At 66.3% G+C, this 18,680-nt stretch carries 17 protein-coding genes; 6 read left to right on the top strand and 11 right to left on the bottom strand.

The features are described from left to right. Positions 1-4 precede the first annotated feature (4 nt). Both QNI11_RS14930 and QNI11_RS14925 read left to right on the top strand, forming a co-directional pair. On the top strand, positions 5-1,345 hold the full coding sequence (locus QNI11_RS14930; protein WP_283980710.1) for an 8-oxoguanine deaminase: 1,341 nt from the start codon (positions 5-7) through the stop codon (positions 1,343-1,345). Continuing rightward, entirely contained in the window at positions 1,342-1,767 is a 426-nt protein-coding gene (locus QNI11_RS14925) for a CAP domain-containing protein (protein ID WP_283980709.1), read from the top strand. The genes QNI11_RS14930 and QNI11_RS14925 overlap by 4 nt, the downstream gene beginning before the upstream one ends. 6 nt (positions 1,768-1,773) lie before the next feature. Here the strand turns inward: QNI11_RS14925 and guaD are convergent, their stop codons facing one another. Then, positions 1,774-3,060: a guanine deaminase gene (guaD, locus tag QNI11_RS14920; RefSeq protein ID WP_283980708.1), complete on the bottom strand. Its 1,287-nt coding sequence runs from the start codon at positions 3,058-3,060 to the stop codon at positions 1,774-1,776. A 125-nt stretch (positions 3,061-3,185) separates the two neighbouring features. Between guaD and mgtE the strand changes: the two genes are divergently transcribed. Beyond that, positions 3,186-4,589, top strand: coding sequence for a magnesium transporter (gene mgtE / locus QNI11_RS14915; RefSeq protein WP_100929831.1), 1,404 nt, complete (start codon positions 3,186-3,188; stop codon positions 4,587-4,589). Further along, positions 4,586-5,140, top strand: coding sequence for a 5-formyltetrahydrofolate cyclo-ligase (locus QNI11_RS14910; protein WP_100929832.1), 555 nt, complete (start codon positions 4,586-4,588; stop codon positions 5,138-5,140). The genes mgtE and QNI11_RS14910 overlap by 4 nt, the downstream gene beginning before the upstream one ends. A 43-nt stretch (positions 5,141-5,183) precedes the next feature. On the opposite strand, the gene purD is transcribed toward QNI11_RS14910, so the two are convergent. After that, positions 5,184-6,446, bottom strand: a complete 1,263-nt coding sequence (gene purD / locus QNI11_RS14905) for a phosphoribosylamine--glycine ligase (RefSeq protein WP_283980707.1) — start codon at positions 6,444-6,446, stop codon at positions 5,184-5,186. Between the two features lie 163 nt (positions 6,447-6,609). On the opposite strand from purD, the gene xseA reads away from it, so the two are divergent. Beyond that, entirely contained in the window at positions 6,610-8,151 is a 1,542-nt protein-coding gene (gene xseA, locus QNI11_RS14900; protein ID WP_100929834.1) for an exodeoxyribonuclease VII large subunit, read from the top strand. Between the two features lie 136 nt (positions 8,152-8,287). Next, a complete protein-coding gene (gene phaR, locus QNI11_RS14895) occupies positions 8,288-8,833 on the top strand; it encodes a polyhydroxyalkanoate synthesis repressor PhaR (RefSeq protein WP_100929835.1) in 546 nt (181 codons plus the stop codon). Between the two features lie 75 nt (positions 8,834-8,908). On the opposite strand, the gene QNI11_RS14890 is transcribed toward phaR, so the two are convergent. The 9 genes from QNI11_RS14890 to QNI11_RS14850 all read right to left on the bottom strand — a co-directional run bounded on the left by QNI11_RS14890 (position 8,909) and on the right by QNI11_RS14850 (position 18,642). Then, positions 8,909-10,114, bottom strand: coding sequence for a DegT/DnrJ/EryC1/StrS aminotransferase family protein (locus QNI11_RS14890; protein ID WP_283980706.1), 1,206 nt, complete (start codon positions 10,112-10,114; stop codon positions 8,909-8,911). A 129-nt stretch (positions 10,115-10,243) separates the two neighbouring features. Further along, on the bottom strand, positions 10,244-11,545 hold the full coding sequence (locus tag QNI11_RS14885; protein ID WP_283980705.1) for an FAD-binding oxidoreductase: 1,302 nt from the start codon (positions 11,543-11,545) through the stop codon (positions 10,244-10,246). 99 nt (positions 11,546-11,644) lie between these two features. Beyond that, entirely contained in the window at positions 11,645-13,003 is a 1,359-nt protein-coding gene (locus tag QNI11_RS14880; protein WP_100929838.1) for a glutamine synthetase family protein, read from the bottom strand. Then, on the bottom strand, positions 13,000-13,683 hold the full coding sequence (locus QNI11_RS14875) for a type 1 glutamine amidotransferase (RefSeq protein ID WP_283980704.1): 684 nt from the start codon (positions 13,681-13,683) through the stop codon (positions 13,000-13,002). The genes QNI11_RS14880 and QNI11_RS14875 overlap by 4 nt, the downstream gene beginning before the upstream one ends. A gap of 70 nt (positions 13,684-13,753) precedes the next feature. Next, entirely contained in the window at positions 13,754-15,100 is a 1,347-nt protein-coding gene (locus QNI11_RS14870) for a glutamine synthetase family protein (RefSeq protein ID WP_283980703.1), read from the bottom strand. Between the two features lie 68 nt (positions 15,101-15,168). After that, the gene (locus QNI11_RS14865) at positions 15,169-15,372 is read right to left on the bottom strand and encodes a hypothetical protein (protein WP_100929841.1); all 204 of its coding nucleotides are present in this window, start codon (positions 15,370-15,372) and stop codon (positions 15,169-15,171) included. 347 nt (positions 15,373-15,719) lie between these two features. After that, positions 15,720-16,526: an ABC transporter permease gene (locus tag QNI11_RS14860; RefSeq protein WP_100929842.1), complete on the bottom strand. Its 807-nt coding sequence runs from the start codon at positions 16,524-16,526 to the stop codon at positions 15,720-15,722. Between the two features lie 76 nt (positions 16,527-16,602). Next, positions 16,603-17,484 carry an ABC transporter permease gene (locus QNI11_RS14855; RefSeq protein WP_283980702.1) on the bottom strand — a complete coding sequence of 294 codons (882 nt, stop codon included), beginning with the start codon at positions 17,482-17,484 and terminating at the stop codon, positions 16,603-16,605. A 432-nt stretch (positions 17,485-17,916) separates the two neighbouring features. Beyond that, a complete protein-coding gene (locus QNI11_RS14850) occupies positions 17,917-18,642 on the bottom strand; it encodes a transporter substrate-binding domain-containing protein (RefSeq protein ID WP_100929845.1) in 726 nt (241 codons plus the stop codon). Positions 18,643-18,680: the final 38 nt, after the last annotated feature.

Here is an 18,680-nt window from a genome sequence, read left to right as displayed (position 1 = left end):
CGCAATGCCCGAGATCCTGATCCGCAATGCCCGCCACCTGCTGACCATGGACGATGCCGGAACGGAGACGACCGGCACGGATATCCGTTTGCGCGATGGGATCATCGCAGAGATCGGCACCGGCCTTGCCACAACGGGAGAGGTCATCGACGCGGCGACCTGCGTCGTGACGCCGGGCCTCGTGAACACGCATCACCACCTTTACCAGACGCTCACCCGTGCGGTGCCCGGCGGACAGGATGCCCTGCTCTTTGGCTGGTTGCAGACGCTTTACCCGATCTGGGCGCGCTTCGGCCCCGAGGAGATCTTTGTCTCGGCGCAGATCGGTCTGGCCGAACTGGCGCTGACCGGCTGCACGCTGACTTCCGACCACCTCTACCTCTATCCCAACGGCGCCCGGCTGGACGACACCATCGCGGCGGCGGGCGAGGTCGGGTTGCGGTTCCATCCGACCCGTGGCGCCATGAGCATCGGGGAAAGCGACGGCGGCCTGCCGCCCGACAGCCTCGTGGAACAGGAAGCGGCCATCCTTGAAGACTGCATCCGCGTGGTCGACGCCTTCCACGACGCCCGCGACGGTGCCATGGTCCGCGTCGGCATCGCCCCCTGTTCGCCCTTCTCGGTCAGCCGGGACCTGATGCGCGACGCCGCGCTGCTGGCCCGCGACAAGGGCGTGATGCTGCACACCCATCTCGCCGAGAACGATGAGGACATCGCCTATAGCGAGGCGCATTTCGGTTGCCGGCCGGGCCAGTACGCCGAGGATCTCGGCTGGACCGGCGACGACGTCTGGCATGCGCATTGCGTGAAGCTCGACCCGAAGGAGATCGACCTTTTCGCCCGCAGCCGTACCGGGGTCGCCCATTGCCCATGTTCCAACTGCCGCCTCGGATCTGGCATCGCGCCGGTCCGCGCCATGCGCGATGCGGGCGTGAAGGTGGGTCTCGGGGTGGATGGCTCGGCCTCGAACGATGCGGGTAGCCTCGTGGCCGAGGCGCGGCAGGCCATGCTGCTGCAGCGTGTCGCCCGCGGCGCCGACGCCATGAGTGCACGCGAGGCACTGCGCATCGCGACGCGCGGCGGGGCAGAGGTGCTGGGCCGCCACGACTGCGGTCAGATCGTTGTGGGCAAGCGCGCGGACATCGCCCTGTGGGACGTGTCGGGCATCGAGTCCGCAGGAAGCTGGGACCCGGCTGCGCTGTTGCTGGCGGGGCCGCCCAAGGTCCGACACCTTCTGGTTGAGGGGCGGCAGGTGGTCCGGGACGGGCAGGTGGTGACTTTCGATCTGGACGCTGCCATAAAAAGGCAGAATGCGCTTGTGCGTCGTTTGGAGAATATTCTGTGAAAATCCTTTATGGACTGTGTCTTGCGGCTATTCTTGCCGCCGGTGCTGCCACCGCCCAACCCGTCCGCCAGATGCTGAACGGCCTGCGCGCGGAAGAGGGGCTGGACCAGGTCAATCCCTCGCCCCGCCTGGAAGAGGCGGCCAAGGCGCATGCGCTCGACATGTCCCGCAAGGGTTTCTTTTCGCACGAGGGCTCGGACGGCAGTGACGTCATGACCCGCGTCAGGCGGCAGGGTTACGGGGCCTGCGCCGTGGCCGAGAACATCGCCAAGGGCCAGAAGACCCTGTCCGAGGTGCTAGGCGACTGGATCGCTTCCCCGCCGCACCGCGACAACATGGTGAAGCCGGAGGTCAGGGAATACGGATTGGTCCGCGCGCCCGGCGATGTCTGGGTGCTGGTGCTGGGCCGCGACGGCTGCTGAGGCGCCTCACTTCTTGGACGGTATGCCCATCACATAGGTCTGCGCGATCGCGCGGTCGTCGCCCATCATGATCGTCGGGAAGAGCGCCTCCCAGATGGTTTCCGCTACGGCGGAGCGCTGCGCAATGGCCGGGGTGGAGGCGAGGTCGAGGACGACGAAATCCGCCTCCGCGCCCGGTTCCAGCCGACCGATCCGGTCCTGCCGCAGGGCGCGGGCAGAGCCTTCGGTCGCAAGCCACAGCAGCTCTGCCGGGTGCAGGGCCCGGCCACGCAGCTGCGCGATCTCGTAGGCCGCCGCCATGGTCCGCAGCATCGAGAAGGAGGACCCGCCGCCCGTGTCGGTGGCCAGCCCGATCCGGTGCAGCTCTGCCATCAGCCCGTCCATGTCGAACAGCCCGGAGCCGATGAACGTATTGGATGTCGGGCAATGCACCAATGCGGCGCCGACCTCGCGCAGCCGGTCGCGTTCGCGCGGCTCAAGGTGGATCGCGTGCCCGTAGAGACCATTGGCCCCGAGCAGCCCGTGCGCCTCGTAGGTGTCGAGGTAATCGCGCGCCTCCGGGAAAAGCCCTTTGACCCACGTGATTTCTTCGGTCTGCTCGGACAGGTGGGTCTGCATAAGGCAGTCGGGATGTTCTGCCCAAAGCGCGCCAAGGGCCGAGAGCTGTTCGGGCGTCGACGTGGGTGAGAAGCGGGGCGTGATGACGTAGGACGCCCGCCCGCGCCCGTGCCAGCGGCTCAGCAGCGCTTTGCTGACATCGTAGGCGCTTTGCGCGGTGTCCCGCAGCGTGTCCGGCGCGTTGCGGTCCATGCAGGTCTTGCCGGCGAACACCCGCATGCCGCGTGCCTCAGCCGCTTCGAAGATCGCATCGACTGAGGCCGGGTGGATCGTGCAATAGGTGCAGACCGTGGTCGTGCCATGCGCAAGCAACAGGTCGAGGTATCGGCCCGCGATCTCCTGCGCGTAGGAGGGGTCTTGGAACCGGCTTTCTTCGGGGAAGGTGTAGGTGTTCAGCCAGTCGATCAGCCGCTTGCCCCAGCTCGCGATCATTGCGGTTTGCGGGTAATGCGCATGGGCGTCGACGAAGCCGGGAAGGATCAGCCCGCTGCCATGGTCGTGGACCTTCGCGTCACGGTGCTGTTTTCTGAGCGCGTCCGCCCCGCCAACCTCCGCAATCGTACCGTCAACGACCAGAATCGCGCCCGAAGTGACGTGTTCGGCCGCTTCGATCCCCTCCTGGAAAGGGTCTGCGCTGAAACGGATCAATTGCCCGAGATGCAGCTCTGATGTCATCGCGATCTCCTTCCCGCGCAGTCCGCGCAAACCCTATGGGGCCGCTGCGAAAAGGACAATCTGCCCTGTTGCTTTCCGGGCGCTTGACCTAGTCTCCGTGACAAGAAACGCGGAAGGGCAGGCACATGGCGCAGGAAAGCGAGGCAGTGGCCGACGAGGACGCGCGGGAAGAGGCGCGCGACGAGGGATACGACCTCGACCGCAAGGCCGTCGCGCGGATTCTTTACGCCGTAGACACCGACGACCGGGAGCAGCTTGTCGAGCTCATGGAGCCGCTGCACCCGGCCGACATCGCCGACCTTCTGGAACAGGTGAACGCCTACGACCGGATGCGGCTGATCCGGCTTTATGGGCACGAGATGGACGGCGATATCCTCTCGGAACTCGACGAGGCGCTGCGCGAGGAAGTCATCGGCATCCTCACGCCGCAGGTGCTGGCAGAGGCGGTCCGCGAGCTCGATTCCGATGACGTGGTCGACCTGATCGAGGACCTCGACACGCCGCAGCAGACAGCGATCCTGGACGTCCTTCCGGAAAGCGAACGGGCCGCGGTCGAGCAGTCGCTGGCCTACCCGGAGTTCTCCGCCGGCCGTCTCATGCAGCGCGAGGTCGTCATGGCTCCCGAGCATTGGAGTGTCGGCGAGGCCATCGATTTCCTGCGTTCGTCCAAGAGCCTGCCAGAGCAGTTCTACCATATCGTGCTGGTCGATCCGCGCCTTCGGCCTGTCGGCAATGTCACCCTCGGGCGGCTCATGTCGTCCAAGCGCGACGTGACCCTGAAGTCGATCCAGGAGGAGTCGTTCCACACCATCCCGGTGATGCAGTACGAGGGAGAGGTCGCCTATGCCTTCAACCAGTACCACCTCATCTCGGCCCCGGTCGTGGATGAGAACGACCGTCTCGTCGGACAGATCACCATCGACGACGCCATGGCGGTGCTGGACGAGGAGAACGAGGAAGACATCCTGCGGCTGGCCGGTGTGGACGGAGAAAGCCGCCTGTCGGACAAGGTGGTCGATACGGTCAAGCGCCGCATTCCCTGGCTGGCGGTCAATCTCGTGACGGCGGTTCTGGCCAGCCTCGTCATCGCGCAGTTCGAAGCGGCCATTGCCGAGATCGTCGCGCTGGCGGTCCTGATGCCCATTGTCGCCTCCATGGGGGGGAACGCCGGGACGCAGTCGCTGACCGTTGCGGTGCGTGCGCTGGCGACCAAGGACCTCACCGGCTCCAACCTGTGGCGGGTGATCCGCCGTGAAGGCGTGGTCGGCCTGATCAACGGCGTGGCCTTCGCGGTCATCATGGGGATCGTCGGCATCATCTGGTTCGGCTCGCCTGCCCTGGGCGGCGTGATTGCATCGGCGATGGTCATCAACCTCGTGATTGCAGGCCTTGCGGGGATCATTATCCCGGTGGTGCTTGAAAAGGTGGGCGTCGATCCCGCGCTCGCCTCCGGTGCCTTTGTAACCACCGTCACGGATGTGGTCGGCTTTTTCGCCTTTCTGGGCCTTGCCGTTGTGGTGTTGCTGTGACGCTGGAAGAGCGCAAGGCGGCCGCCCGCAAGGCGGCCTTTGCTGCACGAAAAGCGGCGTTCGACGCACGGTTTCCGGGCCAGGCGGGACGTCTGAGCGAGATATTGGCGGGGCATCGCGGGGTGCCTTTGTCGGGCTACATGGCCATCCGAACGGAGATCGACCCGCTCGCCGCCATGGCCGAGGCCTCGGCCTACGGCCCCGTTGGCGTGCCCGTGATCGACGGACCGGGGCTGCCGCTCAGCTTTTCCGTCTGGGAGCCGGACTGCGAGATGACGCACGGGCCCTTCGGCGCGCGCATCCCGGCGGCGGGCGTGGCGATGGAGCCGGAGATCCTGATCGTCCCGCTGGTTGCCTTCAGTCGCAGTGGCGGGCGTTTGGGATATGGCGGCGGCTTCTACGACCGCACCCTGGAGCGGCTCCGGGCGAAACGCCCGACCCTTGCCATCGGCTTCGCGTTTGCCGGTCAGGAGATGGATGACCTGCCGCTGGAGGACACGGACCAGCCGCTTGACCTGATCGTGACCGAGCGGGAGATCATCGAGCCCTGAAGCCGGTCCCTTTCCGTCAGGACCGGCCCGGACAGTGCAGGTTTCAGAGCGCCCGCCAGCCGATGTCGCGGCGGCAGAACCCTTCCGGCCAGTCGACCGCATCGACCATCGCGTAGGCCCGGTCGCGGGCCTCCTGCAGCGTGGCGCCGCGTGCCGTGGCGTTCAGGACGCGCCCGCCGGTGGCCGTTACCGCGCCGTCGGCCTCGGTCGTGCCGGCATGGAACATGACGTTGAAGCTGTCCTCGGGCAGGGCGTCCAACCCGCGGATCACGGTGCCCTTCTTGTAGCTGCCGGGGTAGCCGTCGGCCGCCATGACGACGGTCATGGCGTGGTCGTCGGCCCAGTTGACCTGTGCATCGGCAAGCCGCCCATCGGCGCAGGCGTGGATCAGGTCCAGTGCCTGAGCGCCCAGCCGCAGCATCAGGACCTGGCATTCCGGATCGCCAAACCGCACGTTGTACTCCACCAGCCGCGGCTGGCCGTCCTCGATCATCAGGCCAACGTACAGGACGCCCTGGTAGGGCGTGCCGCGCCGGACCATCTCGGCCATGCAGGGGCGCACGATCTCGTCCAGCGCCTTGGCGGTCACGGCATCGTCCATGATCGGGGCGGGGGAGTAGGCGCCCATGCCGCCGGTGTTCGGGCCGGAGTCGCCTTCGCCCACCCGCTTGTGGTCCTGCGCCGTTCCGACCGGCAGGCAGGTTTCGCCATCGACAAGGACAAAGAAGGACGCCTCTTCGCCGGTCATGAATTCCTCGATCACCACCTCGGCACCTGCGCCGCCGAAGGCACCGCCGAACATCTCGTCGACTGCCGCGCAGGCCTCGTCGAGGGTTTCGGCGATGATGACGCCCTTGCCCGCGGCCAGACCGTCCGCCTTGACCACGACAGGGGCGGTTCCTGCACGAATATGGGCCTTTGCTGCATCGGCGTGGGTGAAATGGCCGTAGGCCGCGGTGGGCGCGCCGCAGGCGTCGCAGATTTCCTTGGTGAAGCTTTTGGAGGCTTCGAGCCGTGCCGCCGCTGCCGAGGGGCCGAAAACTGACAGGCCGGCCTCCCGCAGCCGGTCGGCGACGCCCGCCGCCAGGGGGGCCTCCGGTCCGACGATCACGAGGTCGATGGCGTTGTCGGAGGCGAATTCCGCGACCACGCCGCCGTCCTCGATGTCGATCCGGGCGCATTCCGCGATCTGCGCGATGCCGGCGTTGCCCGGCGCGACGATCAGCTTGTCGCATTTCGGGTTCTGGAGCGCGGCCCATGCCAGGGCGTGTTCGCGTCCGCCGCTGCCGAGGATGAGGATGTTCATGTGCGTGCTCCTGTGTTGCAGTCGGGGCGGATGGCCGGGGCGGGACCGGGGGCCAGCCCCCGGACCCCCGAGGTATTTGTCACCAAGATGAAGGACGGGGGCGCTTTTGATCGGTTTACGGGTGCTTTAAGGTTCGCGGGAAGTGAGGGCAAGAGAGCGTGGCATGGACCTGATCGACGACGGCACGAATGGCAACACGCCGGAATTCTCGGTCTCCGAGCTTTCGGGCGCGGTGAAGCGCGTGATCGAGGGGGAGTTCGGTTTCGTCCGGGTGCGGGGCGAGGTGGGCCGTGTGTCGCGGCCGCGCTCCGGGCACGTGTACCTGGACCTGAAGGACGACCGGTCGGTGATCTCCGGGGTGATGTGGAAGGGCGTGGCGTCGCGCCTGCAGACCCAGCCGGAGGAGGGGATGGAGGTGGTGGCCACCGGACGGCTGACCACCTTCCCGGGGCAGTCCAAGTACCAGATCGTGCTGGAGGATATCCGTCCGGCGGGCGCGGGCGCGCTGATGGCGATGCTGGAAAAGCGCAAGGCGGCGCTGGCGGCGGAAGGGCTGTTCGATGCCGGGCGCAAGAAACCCTTGCCCTACCTGCCGGAGATCATCGGTGTCGTGACCTCGCCTTCGGGCGCGGTCATCCGGGATATCCTGCATCGGCTGCGCGATCGTTTCCCGCGCAAGGTTCTGATCTGGCCGGTGGCGGTGCAGGGCGCGGCCTGCGCGCCGGAGGTGGCCCGGGCCATCGAGGGGTTCAACCGCTTCCAGCGCGGCGGTGCCTTGCCGCGGCCGGACCTGCTGATCGTGGCGAGGGGGGGCGGCTCGGTCGAGGATCTCTGGGGGTTCAACGAGGAGGTCGTGGCGCGGGCGGCGGCGGCCTCTGACATCCCTCTGATATCCGCGGTGGGGCACGAGACCGACACCACACTGATCGACTTCGTGTCCGACCGCCGGGCGCCGACGCCCACTGCCGCCGCCGAACTGGCGGTGCCGGTGCGTATGGAACTTGCTGCACAGACCCGGGACTTCGGTGCACGAATGACTCGCGCCATGGGCCTCAGGATCGAGCATCGCGGGCAGCGGCTGCGCGATCTGGCGCGTGCGCTTCCCCGCCCGGAGGAACTGGTCGAAGGGCCGCGGCAGCGGCTGGATGTCATGGGCGACCGGCTGCCCGCGGCACTGACCCGCGCGGTGGACCGGCAGCGCCTGCGGCTGACCGAAACCGTGGGGTCCCTGCGCCCTGCGATCCTGCGGCGCGCGGTGTCGGTGGAGCGTGGGCGGCTGGATGAGCGCGCGGCCCGCCTTGGCCCGGCGCTGGAACGGGCCATCAAGGTGCGGCGGGACACGCTGGACGCGCGGGCCGCGCGGTTGACGCCGCGTGCCATCCTGCGCGAGATCGGCACCGGGCGCGAGCGGCTGGACCGGTTGTCCCAACGGATGGATGCCGCGCAGGAGGCCCGCCTTCAGGATACCCGTCAGCGGCTGGAGGCCTTGGCCCGCCTGGCCGAGACGCTCTCGTATCGCGCCACGCTCGACCGCGGCTATGCCGTCGTCTGGTCCGAGAGCGGGGTTGTCACCAGCCGGGCCGCTGCGGAGGAGGCCTCCGGGCTGGAGGTGGAATTCGCCGACGGGAGGCTGAAGCTGGGCGGCGGCGCGCCCCAACGCCGCAAGGCAAAACAGGAGCCGCCCGAGCAGGGCAGCCTGTTCTGACGGGCGCGCCTGCCGTAAGCCCCTGCCACGTCACGCTTTCAGCGCATGGAAGCCCTGCTCACAGAAGGGTTTCCTTTTCTTCTGCGCTCGCATAGGCTTTGCTGCATCGCTGCATTTTCCGGAGGAGGGGGAACCCGTGGCCGAGACCGAAAAACCGCTTTTGATCAAGCGTTACGCCAGCCGGCGGCTGTACAACACCGAGACCTCCGACTACGTGACGCTGGAGGATATCGCGGGCTTCATTCGCGATGGCCGGGACGTGCAGATCGTCGACCTGAAGTCCGGAGATGACCTGACGCGGCAGTACCTTCTGCAGATCGTGGCGGAGCATGAAAGCAAGGGCGAGTCCGTCCTGCCGATCAACGTGCTGACCGACCTTGTCCGCAGCTACACGACGCAGGCCACCAGCACGGTGCCGCAGTTCCTGGCCCAGACCTTCGAGATGTTCCGCGACAGCCAGTCGAAGTGGGTCGAGAACATGGGCAACATGAACCCGTCCATGGCCAAGAGCCTCGAGGCGATGCAGGCGCAGCAGGAGGCGTTCCTGAAGGCGATGACCGGCGGGGTTGCGGGCTCGACCGGTCCGACGATGGAGACACCGGCCAAGGGCGGGGACGACCTTGACGATATAAAGAAACAACTGGCCGAGCTTCAGAACAAGCTGTCGAAGCTCGACAAATAAGCCCGTTGTTCATCGAAGGCGCGCCACCCGGGCCAACCGGTGCGCGCCTTGTTTGAGTCCTGTACGCCCGTATTTTCAGGTGCCGTAGGCGCGCTGGTCGCCCATGACGGTCTCGGCGGCGTGGATCAGCACGGCCGCCACCGCATCGCACTCTGTTTCTGTCAGGCGGGCGGGCAGGCGGGTGTCGCAGGCGCACATCAGCATGGCGCGGGTCTTCGGCAGATCCGGCATCTCGGGCAGGAACTGCCAGTTCCAGTAGGCGCGGGCGTTGTCCGTACTCAGCCCGAAGACCTGCACCTTCACTCCGTTGCCTGCCGCGACCGAGACGAAGGCGCGGGTCTGCGCCTCGTCCATGCCGACCACGTTGAACTGGAGCGAGTCCGGGGCGCGCATCTCAGGCTCGAGCCGGGCGGGGACGTGCAGCCAGGGCGAGGCATCGATCTGTGTCGCCACCCGGTCGTGGTTGCGGCGGCCATCGGTCACTCGGCGCGCGATATGCGGAATTTGAGGACGGATCACCGCTGCCGAGAGGTTCGACATGCGCAGATTGTAGAGCGGCAGGCGGTTCTGCCAGCGGGCAAAGGCGGCCTCCAGCTCGGCGGTGTTGTCGCCGGGGCGCAGGTGCTTCTGCCACATGTGTTCGTAGGCGCCGGAGAGGATCACGGCGCGCGCCACCACCTCTGCGTCGTCGGTGATCAGGATGCCGCCCTCGCCGGCGTTCAGCAGCTTGTAGGACTGGAAGCTGAAACAGCCGATCCGGCCAATGGTGCCGATCTTGCGGCCGTGCCAGGTGGTGCCCAGCGAATGGGCCGCGTCCTCGATGACCGGGATGCCCCTCGCATCGCAGAGCGCCATGATCGCGTCCATGTCGGAGGTGTGACCGCGCATGTGCGAGACGATGACCGCCGAGACGCTGTCCAGCTTGGCCGCGAAGTCGTCCATGTCGATGCGGTAGTTGTCGCCGCATTCGCACAGCACGGGGACAAGGTCCGCGTGGATGATCGAGGAGGGCACAGCGGCGAAGGTGAACCCCGGGATCAGCACGCGTGCATCGCGGGGCAGGCCGAGTGCCTTGAGCGACAGGAACAGCGCGGCCGAGCAGGAGGATACGGCGAGCGCGTATTTCACCCCCATCTCGGCGGCGAATTCGCGTTCCAGCAGGGCGACGGGCGCATCTTCGGGCGCGGTGTAACGGAACAGGTCGCCGGATTGCAGCAGGCGGTCGATCTCGGCGCGGGCCTCGGGCGGGATCGGCTCGGCGTCATGCATGTTGGGGAGCATGGTTTTCAAAATCCTTAAGGTCCGTTTTCGGAAATCTAAAACAAGCCGGCGCGCAGCGCAAAGGGTCTTTGCGCCGCAGGACGCGACAGGCAGGGATTTTGTGGCCGATGGGTGACGGGATCGGGGGCGTCAGATGCCCAGGCGGTCGCGCAGCGAGAACCACGTCATCGCCAGCATCAGCAACGGAGAGCGCAAGGCGCCGCCGCCCGGGAAGACTGGAGTGGGGAGGCGGGCGAAGGTGTCGAACCCCTCCGACTGGCCGCGCACGGCCTCTGCCAGAAGGCGCCCGGCCTGCACCGCGTTGCCGACCCCGTGGCCGGAATAGCCCGAGGCCGAGAGCACGTTCGGCCCCAGCCGTGCCAGATGGGGCAGGCGCTTCATGGTGATCGCCAGCGTGCCGCCCCATGCATGGGTCAGGGGGGCGTCGGCGAGGTGGGGGAAGATCCGCGAAAGGGGTTTGCGCACCGTGGCGCGGATGTCCTTCGGGAACTTGTAGCCGTAGCTTTCGCCGCCGCCGAACAGCAGACGCCGGTCCTCGGACAGGCGGAAGTAGTTGACCACGAAGAGGTCGTCGGCCACGGCCACATCGCGCGCCAGCACCTTGTCGGCGGCATCGCCCAGCGGTTCGGTCGCGACGATGAAGTTGTTGATCGGCATGACCCGCGCGGCGACGTTGGTGTCGAGCCCGCCGAGGTAACCGCCGGTGGCGAGGATCAGGTGGTCGGCCTCGACACGCCCGGCCTCTGTCTGGACGGTCACGCGTGCGCCTTCCTTGATGTGGTGCACCGCCGAGCGTTCGAAGATCCGTGCGCCCGCGCCGTCTGCCGCCCGGGCCAGCCCCAACGCCAGCTTCAGGGGGTGCAGGTGCGCGGCGCCCATGTCGAGCATACCGCCGCAATAGGCCGGGGAGGGGCAGATCGCGTGGAACGCGTCCTTGTCCATCGCCTTGATCTGGTAGCCGTACTGGTCGCCCATGTGTGCGGCGTAGCGGTGCATCCAGTCGGCGGAGTCAGCCGAGGTCGCGGCCCAGGCCACACCCGGTTTCAACGCGCAGTCGATGTCATGCCGCGCAATCAGATCGCGGACCAGCGCCTTGGCATCTTCGCCCAGATCCCACAGGAGCCGCGCCTCTTCCGGGCCGACCATCTTTTCCAGCGTGAACTGGTCCTGCCGCTGGCCGGACCCCAACTGCCCGCCGTTGCGCCCCGAGGCGCCAAAGCCCACGCGATGCGCCTCGACCAGAACCACGTCCAGACCGGTTTCGGCCAGGTGCAGCGCTGCCGACAGGCCGGTGTAGCCGCCGCCGACCACGCAGACGTCCGCCTGAACGGTGCCCTTGAGCACCGGGTAAGGCGGCAGCGGTTCCGCCGTCTCCGCGTACCAGCTTTGCGGGTATTCGCCGCGGCGATCATTTGAAAACAACAGGTTCACGCGACCTCCACAAGTCTTTGGCCACACGCCGGACGGCGACCGGGCGTCATGCGCCCGGCGGTCGGGGTGCGGCGAGGGACAAACCGCCCGCGGCGGGTGTCATACGTTCAGGAGCAGGTGTTCCCGTTCCCAGGGCGAGATCACCTGCAGGAACTCCTCGTACTCCGCCCGCTTGACGATGCCGTAGACGCGGCAGAACTCCGGCCCCAGCACTTGGTGCAGGGCGTGGGCCTCCTCGAACAGCTCCAGCGCCTGTCCCAGCACCTGCGGGAAGTCGCCGTCGCCCTCGTAGGCATCGCCCATGAATTCGTCGGACGGTTCCAGCTCGGCCACCAGCCCGAGGTATCCGCAGGCCAGCGAGGCCGCGATCCCGAGGTAGGGGTTGCAGTCCATGCCCGCGACGCGGTTCTCCACCCGGCGGGCGTCGGGCGAGGCCAGCGGCACGCGGATGCCCGTCGTGCGGTTGTCGCGCCCCCATTCGAGGTTGATGGGCGCCGCGTGGTCCTTCACGTACCGCCGGTAGCTGTTCACGTAGGGCGCCATCACCGCGATGGCCGTCGGCATGTGCCGCTGGAGCCCGCCGATGAAGTGGCGGAACATGGCGGTCTCTTCGCCCTCCGGTCCGGCAAAGACGTTCTGCCCGGTCTCGAGGTCCAGCACCGAGTGGTGGATGTGCATGGCCGAGCCGGGCTCGTCCGCGATGGGCTTGGCCATGAAGGTGGCAAAACAGTCGTGCCGCAGCGCCGCTTCGCGGATCAGCCGCTTGAAGTAGAAGACCTCGTCCGCAAGTTTGACCGGGTTGCCGTGCCGCAGGTTGATCTCGAGCTGGCCTGCGCCGCCTTCCTGCGTGATGCCGTCGATCTCGAATCCCTGCGCCTCGGCAAAGTCGTAGATGTCGTCGATCACCGGACCGAACTCGTCCACCGCGGTCATGGAATAGGCCTGCCGCGCCGCTGCCGGACGGCCCGAACGGCCCATCATCGGCTTGATGTCATGCGCCGGGTCGATGTTGCGGGCGACGAGGAAGAATTCCATCTCCGGCGCCACGACCGGTTTCCAGCCCTTTGCCTCATAGAGGCTCACCACCCGCTTCAGCACGTTGCGCGGCGAGAAGGGGATCGGTTCGCCATGGCGGTCGAAGGCGTCGTGGATCACCTGCAGCGTCCAGTCGCCGGTCCAGGGGGCCGCCGTCGCAGTCGACATGTCCGGCTTCAGAATCATGTCCCGCTCGATGAAGCCGTCTTCGCCTGCGGCCTCGCCCCAGTCGCCGGTGATCGTCTGGTAGAAGATCGAATCCGGCAGGTGGAAGTGTTTCTGCCGGGCGAATTTCGAGGCAGGCACCGCCTTGCCGCGGGCAATGCCCGGCAGGTCGGAGATGATGCACTCCACCTCGTCCAGCCGCCGTTGCGAAAGGTATTCCCGCGCCGCCTCTGGCAGTTCGTCCTCGAATCCGCTCATGAAATCGTCCTTTCCCGGAAGAACCGCGCGAACATCTCGGCGATCTTTCCGCTGTCGAGGGGCGTCCCCAGCTTTGCTGCGGCCGCCGCCAGTGTGTCGTCGGGCACCACGCCGGGCCCGCGCGTCTCGATCAGGGCGCGGGTGTAGGCGTCATCGAACTCCGGATGCGGCTGCACGCTCACCGCCTTGCCGGGGTAGAGCAGCGCCGCGTGGGTGCAGAAATCGCTCGACGCGATGGTTTCGGCCCCGTCGGGGGGCGTGATCACCTGGTCCTGGTGGTAGGCGTGGATCACCCGGTCGCCGTCAGGGAAACGGTAGGTGACGGGGCCGATGGACCAGCCGCCGCTGAACTTCTCGACGTGCCCGCCAAGCGCCTGAGCGATGGCCTGGTGCCCGAAACACACGCCGACCATCGGCTTGTCGGCGGCAAAGGCGTCGCGGATGAACTGCATCAGCGGCTCCATCCACGGGTGATCTTCGTAGACCCCGTGACGGGAACCGGTGATCAGCCAGCCATCCGCGTCCTCGACGCTGTCCGGAAAGACGCCGTCGACGACCGACCAGCTTTCGAAGTCGAAGCCGTAGGGTTTCAGCATACGGACGAAGAAATCCGGATATTCGCCGAACTCGGAGACGAGATCAGCAGGAACAGGGCCGGTTTGCAGAATACCGATCTTCATGGATCACCACGGTTTGTCGGGACGTTAAGCGGCTCGGCGACCCGCCGCAAGGGGGCCACGCGAGACGGGTTCAGACGGTGTCGAGATAGATGTCGACGCGCTCCTGCTCGGTCAGGTCTTCCATGTCGCGGCTTTCCTGACGTTTGAGCATGACGGTGTTGCGGATCATCTCGCGCGGGAAGATGCGCGGCAGGACGGTGCTTTTCTCGAAGGCGTCGATGGCGCTGTCCCAGTTGCGGGGGATGGACGGCAGGTCCTGCACGTAGGCGTTGCCGGTGATCGGCGGCGGGGGCATCTCGCCGTCCTCGATCCCCATCAGTGCCGCCCCGAGGATCGCCACCAGCACGAGGTAGGGGTTCACGTCGCCGCCGGATACGCGGTGCTCGATCCGGCGCGCGGCTGGGCTGCCCGAGGGCACGCGGATCGCCACGGTGCGGTTCTCGTAGGCCCAGGACAGGGCCGCGGGCGCGTGGGCGCCGGGCACGAACCGTTCGTAGCTGTTGAGGTGCGGGGCAAAGATCAGCGTGCTGTCATGCAGCGCCTTCAGGCAGCCGGCGATGGCGTGGTGCAGGACCTCCGTCCCCTCCTGACCGCCGTTGTCGAAGATATTCTTGCCGTCCTTGTCGAGCACGGAGAAATGCGCGTGCATCCCAGAGCCCGCGTAATCGGCATAGGGTTTCGCCATGAAGGAGGCGGCGAAGCCGTGCTTGCGGGCAAGGCCCTTCACCAGCGTCTTGAACAGCCACGCATCGTCGGCGGCCTTCAGCGCGTCGTCCTGATGCAGCAGGTTGACCTCGAACTGGCCGAGACCGGCCTCCGAGATCATCGTGTCCGCCGGGATGTCCATCAGCTCGCAGGCGTCGTAGAGGTCGGTAAAGAATGTGTCGAAGGCGTCGAGGGCGCGGATCGACAGGACCTCTGCCATGTCGCGGCGCTTGCCCGACCGGGGCGACACCGGCACCCTGAGCGTGCGGCCGCTGTCGTCGATCAGGTAGAACTCCAGCTCGACCGCGCAGACCGGGGTCAGGCCGCGCTCGGTGTAGCGTTGCAGGATCGCGTTCAGCGCGTGGCGCGGATCGCCGTCATAGGGTCGCCCGTCCTCGTGGAACATCCACAAGGGAAGCAAGGCCGAGGGCGCCTCCAGCCAGGGCATGGGAACAAAGCCGCGTTCTGTCGGGAACAGCGTCGCGTCGCGGTCGCCTGAATCGAAGACCAGCGGGCTGTCGTCGATGTCTTCGCCCCAGATGTCGACGGAGAGGGCGGAAAACGGAAAGCGGGTCCCGTCCGACAGCAGCTTGATGGCGGAGGGAATGGGCATCCGTTTGCCGCGTGCTACGCCGTTCAGGTCGCAGGCGGCGGCTCGGATGGTACGGATCTGCGGGCGCTCGTGCAGCCAGGAGGCAGCGGGGGCGGGCATTGTGGGCCTCGTTATCGTTTTTTGATCAAATTACTGATAACGAGAAGCGGCCCTGTTTGACAAGGCCGCTACGGTGTCCCGATGCTGTAAAAAAGGAGCGCCGACGCAAATTCCACCGGAAGCAGCAGCAAACCGATGACGGTGAAGAACATCCGGCGGCGTCCGATGCGCGTCATGTTCTGGTAGCTCGTCGACGATTGCATGGCGACATAGGTGAAAATGATCAGGATCATTCTCAGGACAAACAAGGCGAGGATGAGTGTGACTGTCATGGATGAGGGCCTCCAATCAGATTGCCCGGCGTCTGTGAGAGTGGACGACGAAACCATCATCGGCGAAGTGGCAGTCGCTGCGAAGAGGCGGCGGTCAATGGCGCCGCCAGATGCCCGGTTCGATGGCAGCGGGAATGCGGTCGCCCCCAAATCGTGCGCAGTTGGAAGGCGGAGAACGGCGATCGATGGCCTTACCCGACCAATTTACTCGAAATCCGAGATACACCAATAGGGTGATTCTGTTTGCGCAGGAGACAACCTGTCGAAGCTTGCCGGCATAAGGCCGCAAAGGCGCCCGCGCTCCGTGACTTGCGGGACGCGCGACCCAGATGTTCCAGCGGAGTTTGTCAGCGCAGAAGTTGGGGTTTCAGCCGCAGCCGGGACCGGACCGCACTGGGCAGGTGCCGGTTCAGCCGCCGGTTCACCAGCCCGAACACGCCGATGATCGCGAGCGTGACGAGGATGAAGTAGCAGGCCAGGATCGGGTAGGGGACAAACGGGTTGAACGTCTTGTCCGCGAAGTACTGCGCGTAATAGAGCGCGTCGCCCCCCTGCTGGCGCGCCGGGAATCCCGAGAAGAAGACCAGCGTCGTCGCATGGAAGAGGAAGATGGCCTCGTTTGTGTAGGCGGGCCACGCCAGCCGAAGCATCGTGGGCCAGGTGATCTTGCGGAACTTGGCCCAGCCCGCGAAGCCATAGGCATCCGCCGCCTCCAGATCGCCCTTGGGCACCGACAGCAGCGCGCCGTAGAAGATCTCTCCGGAATAGGCGGCGGTGTTCAGGAACAGGACGATCAGCGCCCCGAGCCACGCGGAGGTGAAGGGATCGAAGAACGGGTAGACCGACTTCAGCGACTGGAAGGTGAAGTAGGCAAAGAAGAACTGGATGAACAGCGGACTGCCGCGGAAGATGAAGATGAACCATTCCGCCGGTTTGCGCAGCCACGGCCGGACGGACGCCTTGCCAAGCGCCAGTGCCGTGGCAAGGACGAACCCGGTCATCAGCGCCACGAGCCCGAAGTAGACGTTCCAGATCATCCCGGACCCGATCAGGACCACCTGCTTGCACAGCGTGAAGTCGTCGCGCGGCAACAGCCGTTCGCCGTAGCCCAGCGAGCGGAAAGCGTACATCTGCACCGTGTCCCAGCAGCTCATGCGGGTCGCTCCCGCGTGGCGACCGGTCGTCCAGTCGTCAATTGAAGGGGGATCAAGCGGGGCGCCGTCGGAGTCATCATGCCGCCTTCCTCTGGGTTTCGCCGCCCATGGTGGCCTGTCCGTGGGTCAGACGCCGCATGATGCGGCCCAGGACCTTCTCGGACACCCATGTGAACAGCAGGTAGAAGACCAGCAGCGCGAGGAAGTACCACATGCGCCAGTCGCCGTGCGGGTAGTCGGTGAATCGCGCCGTCTTGGCGCCGCCCAGTTCGCGCGCCCAGTAGACGATGTCCTCGACCCCCAGCAGGAACAGAAGGGGCGTCGCCTTGATCAGCACCATCCACAGGTTGGACAGGCCCGGCAGGGCGTAGACCCACATCTGCGGGATCAGGATGCGCCATGTGGTCTGGCGTGGCGTCATGCCATATGCCTCGGCGGTTTCGAGCTGTGCATGAGGCACCGCCCGCATGGCACCGAACAGCACGTTGGCGGCAAAGGCCCCGAAGACGATGGAGAAGGTCAACACGGCCAGCAGGAAACCGTAGGTCTCGTGCATCCATTGCGCCGCATTGCCGAGCGGCAGCTTGGCCTCGGCGCAGACCACGAAATCGTTGCCCTGCCGGATCGGCATGTCCCAGTCGGGGCATTTGACCTCGTGACGGATCCATTCGAAGAACTGGTCGAGCGCGATCACGAAGAACAGGAAGAAGGCGATGTCCGGCACGCCGCGGACGATGGCGATGTAGCCGCGGCCGAACAGCGACAGCGGCAGGAACCGCGACCGCGCCGCCATCGCGCCGCCCAGCCCGAAGGCCAGCGCCACGGGTGCGGTGATCGCCAGAAGCAGCAGGACAGTGCCGATGGACCAGTAGATCGCAAGGTGCTTGCCGGTCGTCAGGTAGCACGACAGCCACGCGAGGCCGTCCAATACGCTCGGGTCGGTGCAGAAATTGAACATTCCGGGCTCCTGCTGCGCCCTCGCGCGGGCGAATACCTGACTTGACGCCTCTTTGCGTTTTGTCGGGTCTGATCCGTCCGTTAGGCTGGACGGGTTTCAAGACCTCAATCGGATGACTTCATTATAAGCGACGAATTCCAGTTCAAGGAACCAAGCCCTGCAGCCGTGATCGACAATGGATCCGGGATGTTCCAGTCACCGATGCCGATGTCCTAAGCCCCTTAGTCCGGCAAGCCGTTTCCCTCGACCGTGTCCAACGAGTATTCGGATGACGGCTCGCTTCTGCCGGTAGCGTTCGAAGATCCTTCGTTCGGGAAGAACCCGCCGCCGGTTTTCGAAGACCCCTCGTTCGGCTTTCTGCCTCCGGCCTTCGAAGATCCGAGCTTTGGCTGAGAAAGGGGCCGCGCGCAGGACGCGCGGCCCGTCCTCGGATCAGAAGCCTTCGCCGATTTCCCACTTGGCGATCAGCTCGTTCAGCGAGCCGTCGTCCTTCATGGACTGGATCGCCGCGTCGAACTTCTCGCGCAGCTCGCCGTCGCTTTCGCGCAGGCCCAGGCCGATGCCGCCACCGATCAGGACGTTCTCGCCCACGAAGACGAGGTCCGCGTTCTCTGCCTCGATCGGTTCGAGGTAGGCCCGGTCGGCCAGAACCGCGTCCGCCTCGCCGTTGCGCACGGCGGCGATGGTTTCGTCCGGGGTGGCGAATTCCAGCAAGGTCGCGCCCTGCTCGGCCACGTAGGAGGCCTGGATCGTGTTGGCCTGCGCCGCGATCACGCCGCCTTCGAGGTCAAGCTCGGTGCCGTCCATGGCGAGGAAGGCGGACGGGTCCGGCTGGGTGTAGTTCTGGGTGAAGTCGATGACCTCGTCGCGCTCGTCGGTGATCGACATGCCGGCGATGATCGTGTCGTAGTTGCCGCTGACGAGGTTCGGGATGATCGAATCCCACTCGTTCGTCACCCATTCGCAGGTCAGTTCGGCGCGCGCGCAGAGCTCGTCACCCAGTTCGCGCTCGAAGCCGTCGACCTCGCCGGCGTCGTTGATGAAGTTGTACGGAGGGTAGGCGCCCTCGGTCCCCATGCGCACGACGGAGTGGCTCTCGGCCATGGCTGCACCGGCCATCATCGCCAGCGCCGCGGTTCCGATCAGAAGGTTCTTCATGTCTTGCTCCCTGAGTTTCCCGGGTCCCGTCCCTTGGT

This window comes from Sagittula sp. MA-2 (assembly GCF_030126985.1).
GTDB lineage: Bacteria > Pseudomonadota > Alphaproteobacteria > Rhodobacterales > Rhodobacteraceae > Sagittula.
This window is presented reverse-complemented; position numbering and strand designations above follow the sequence as displayed.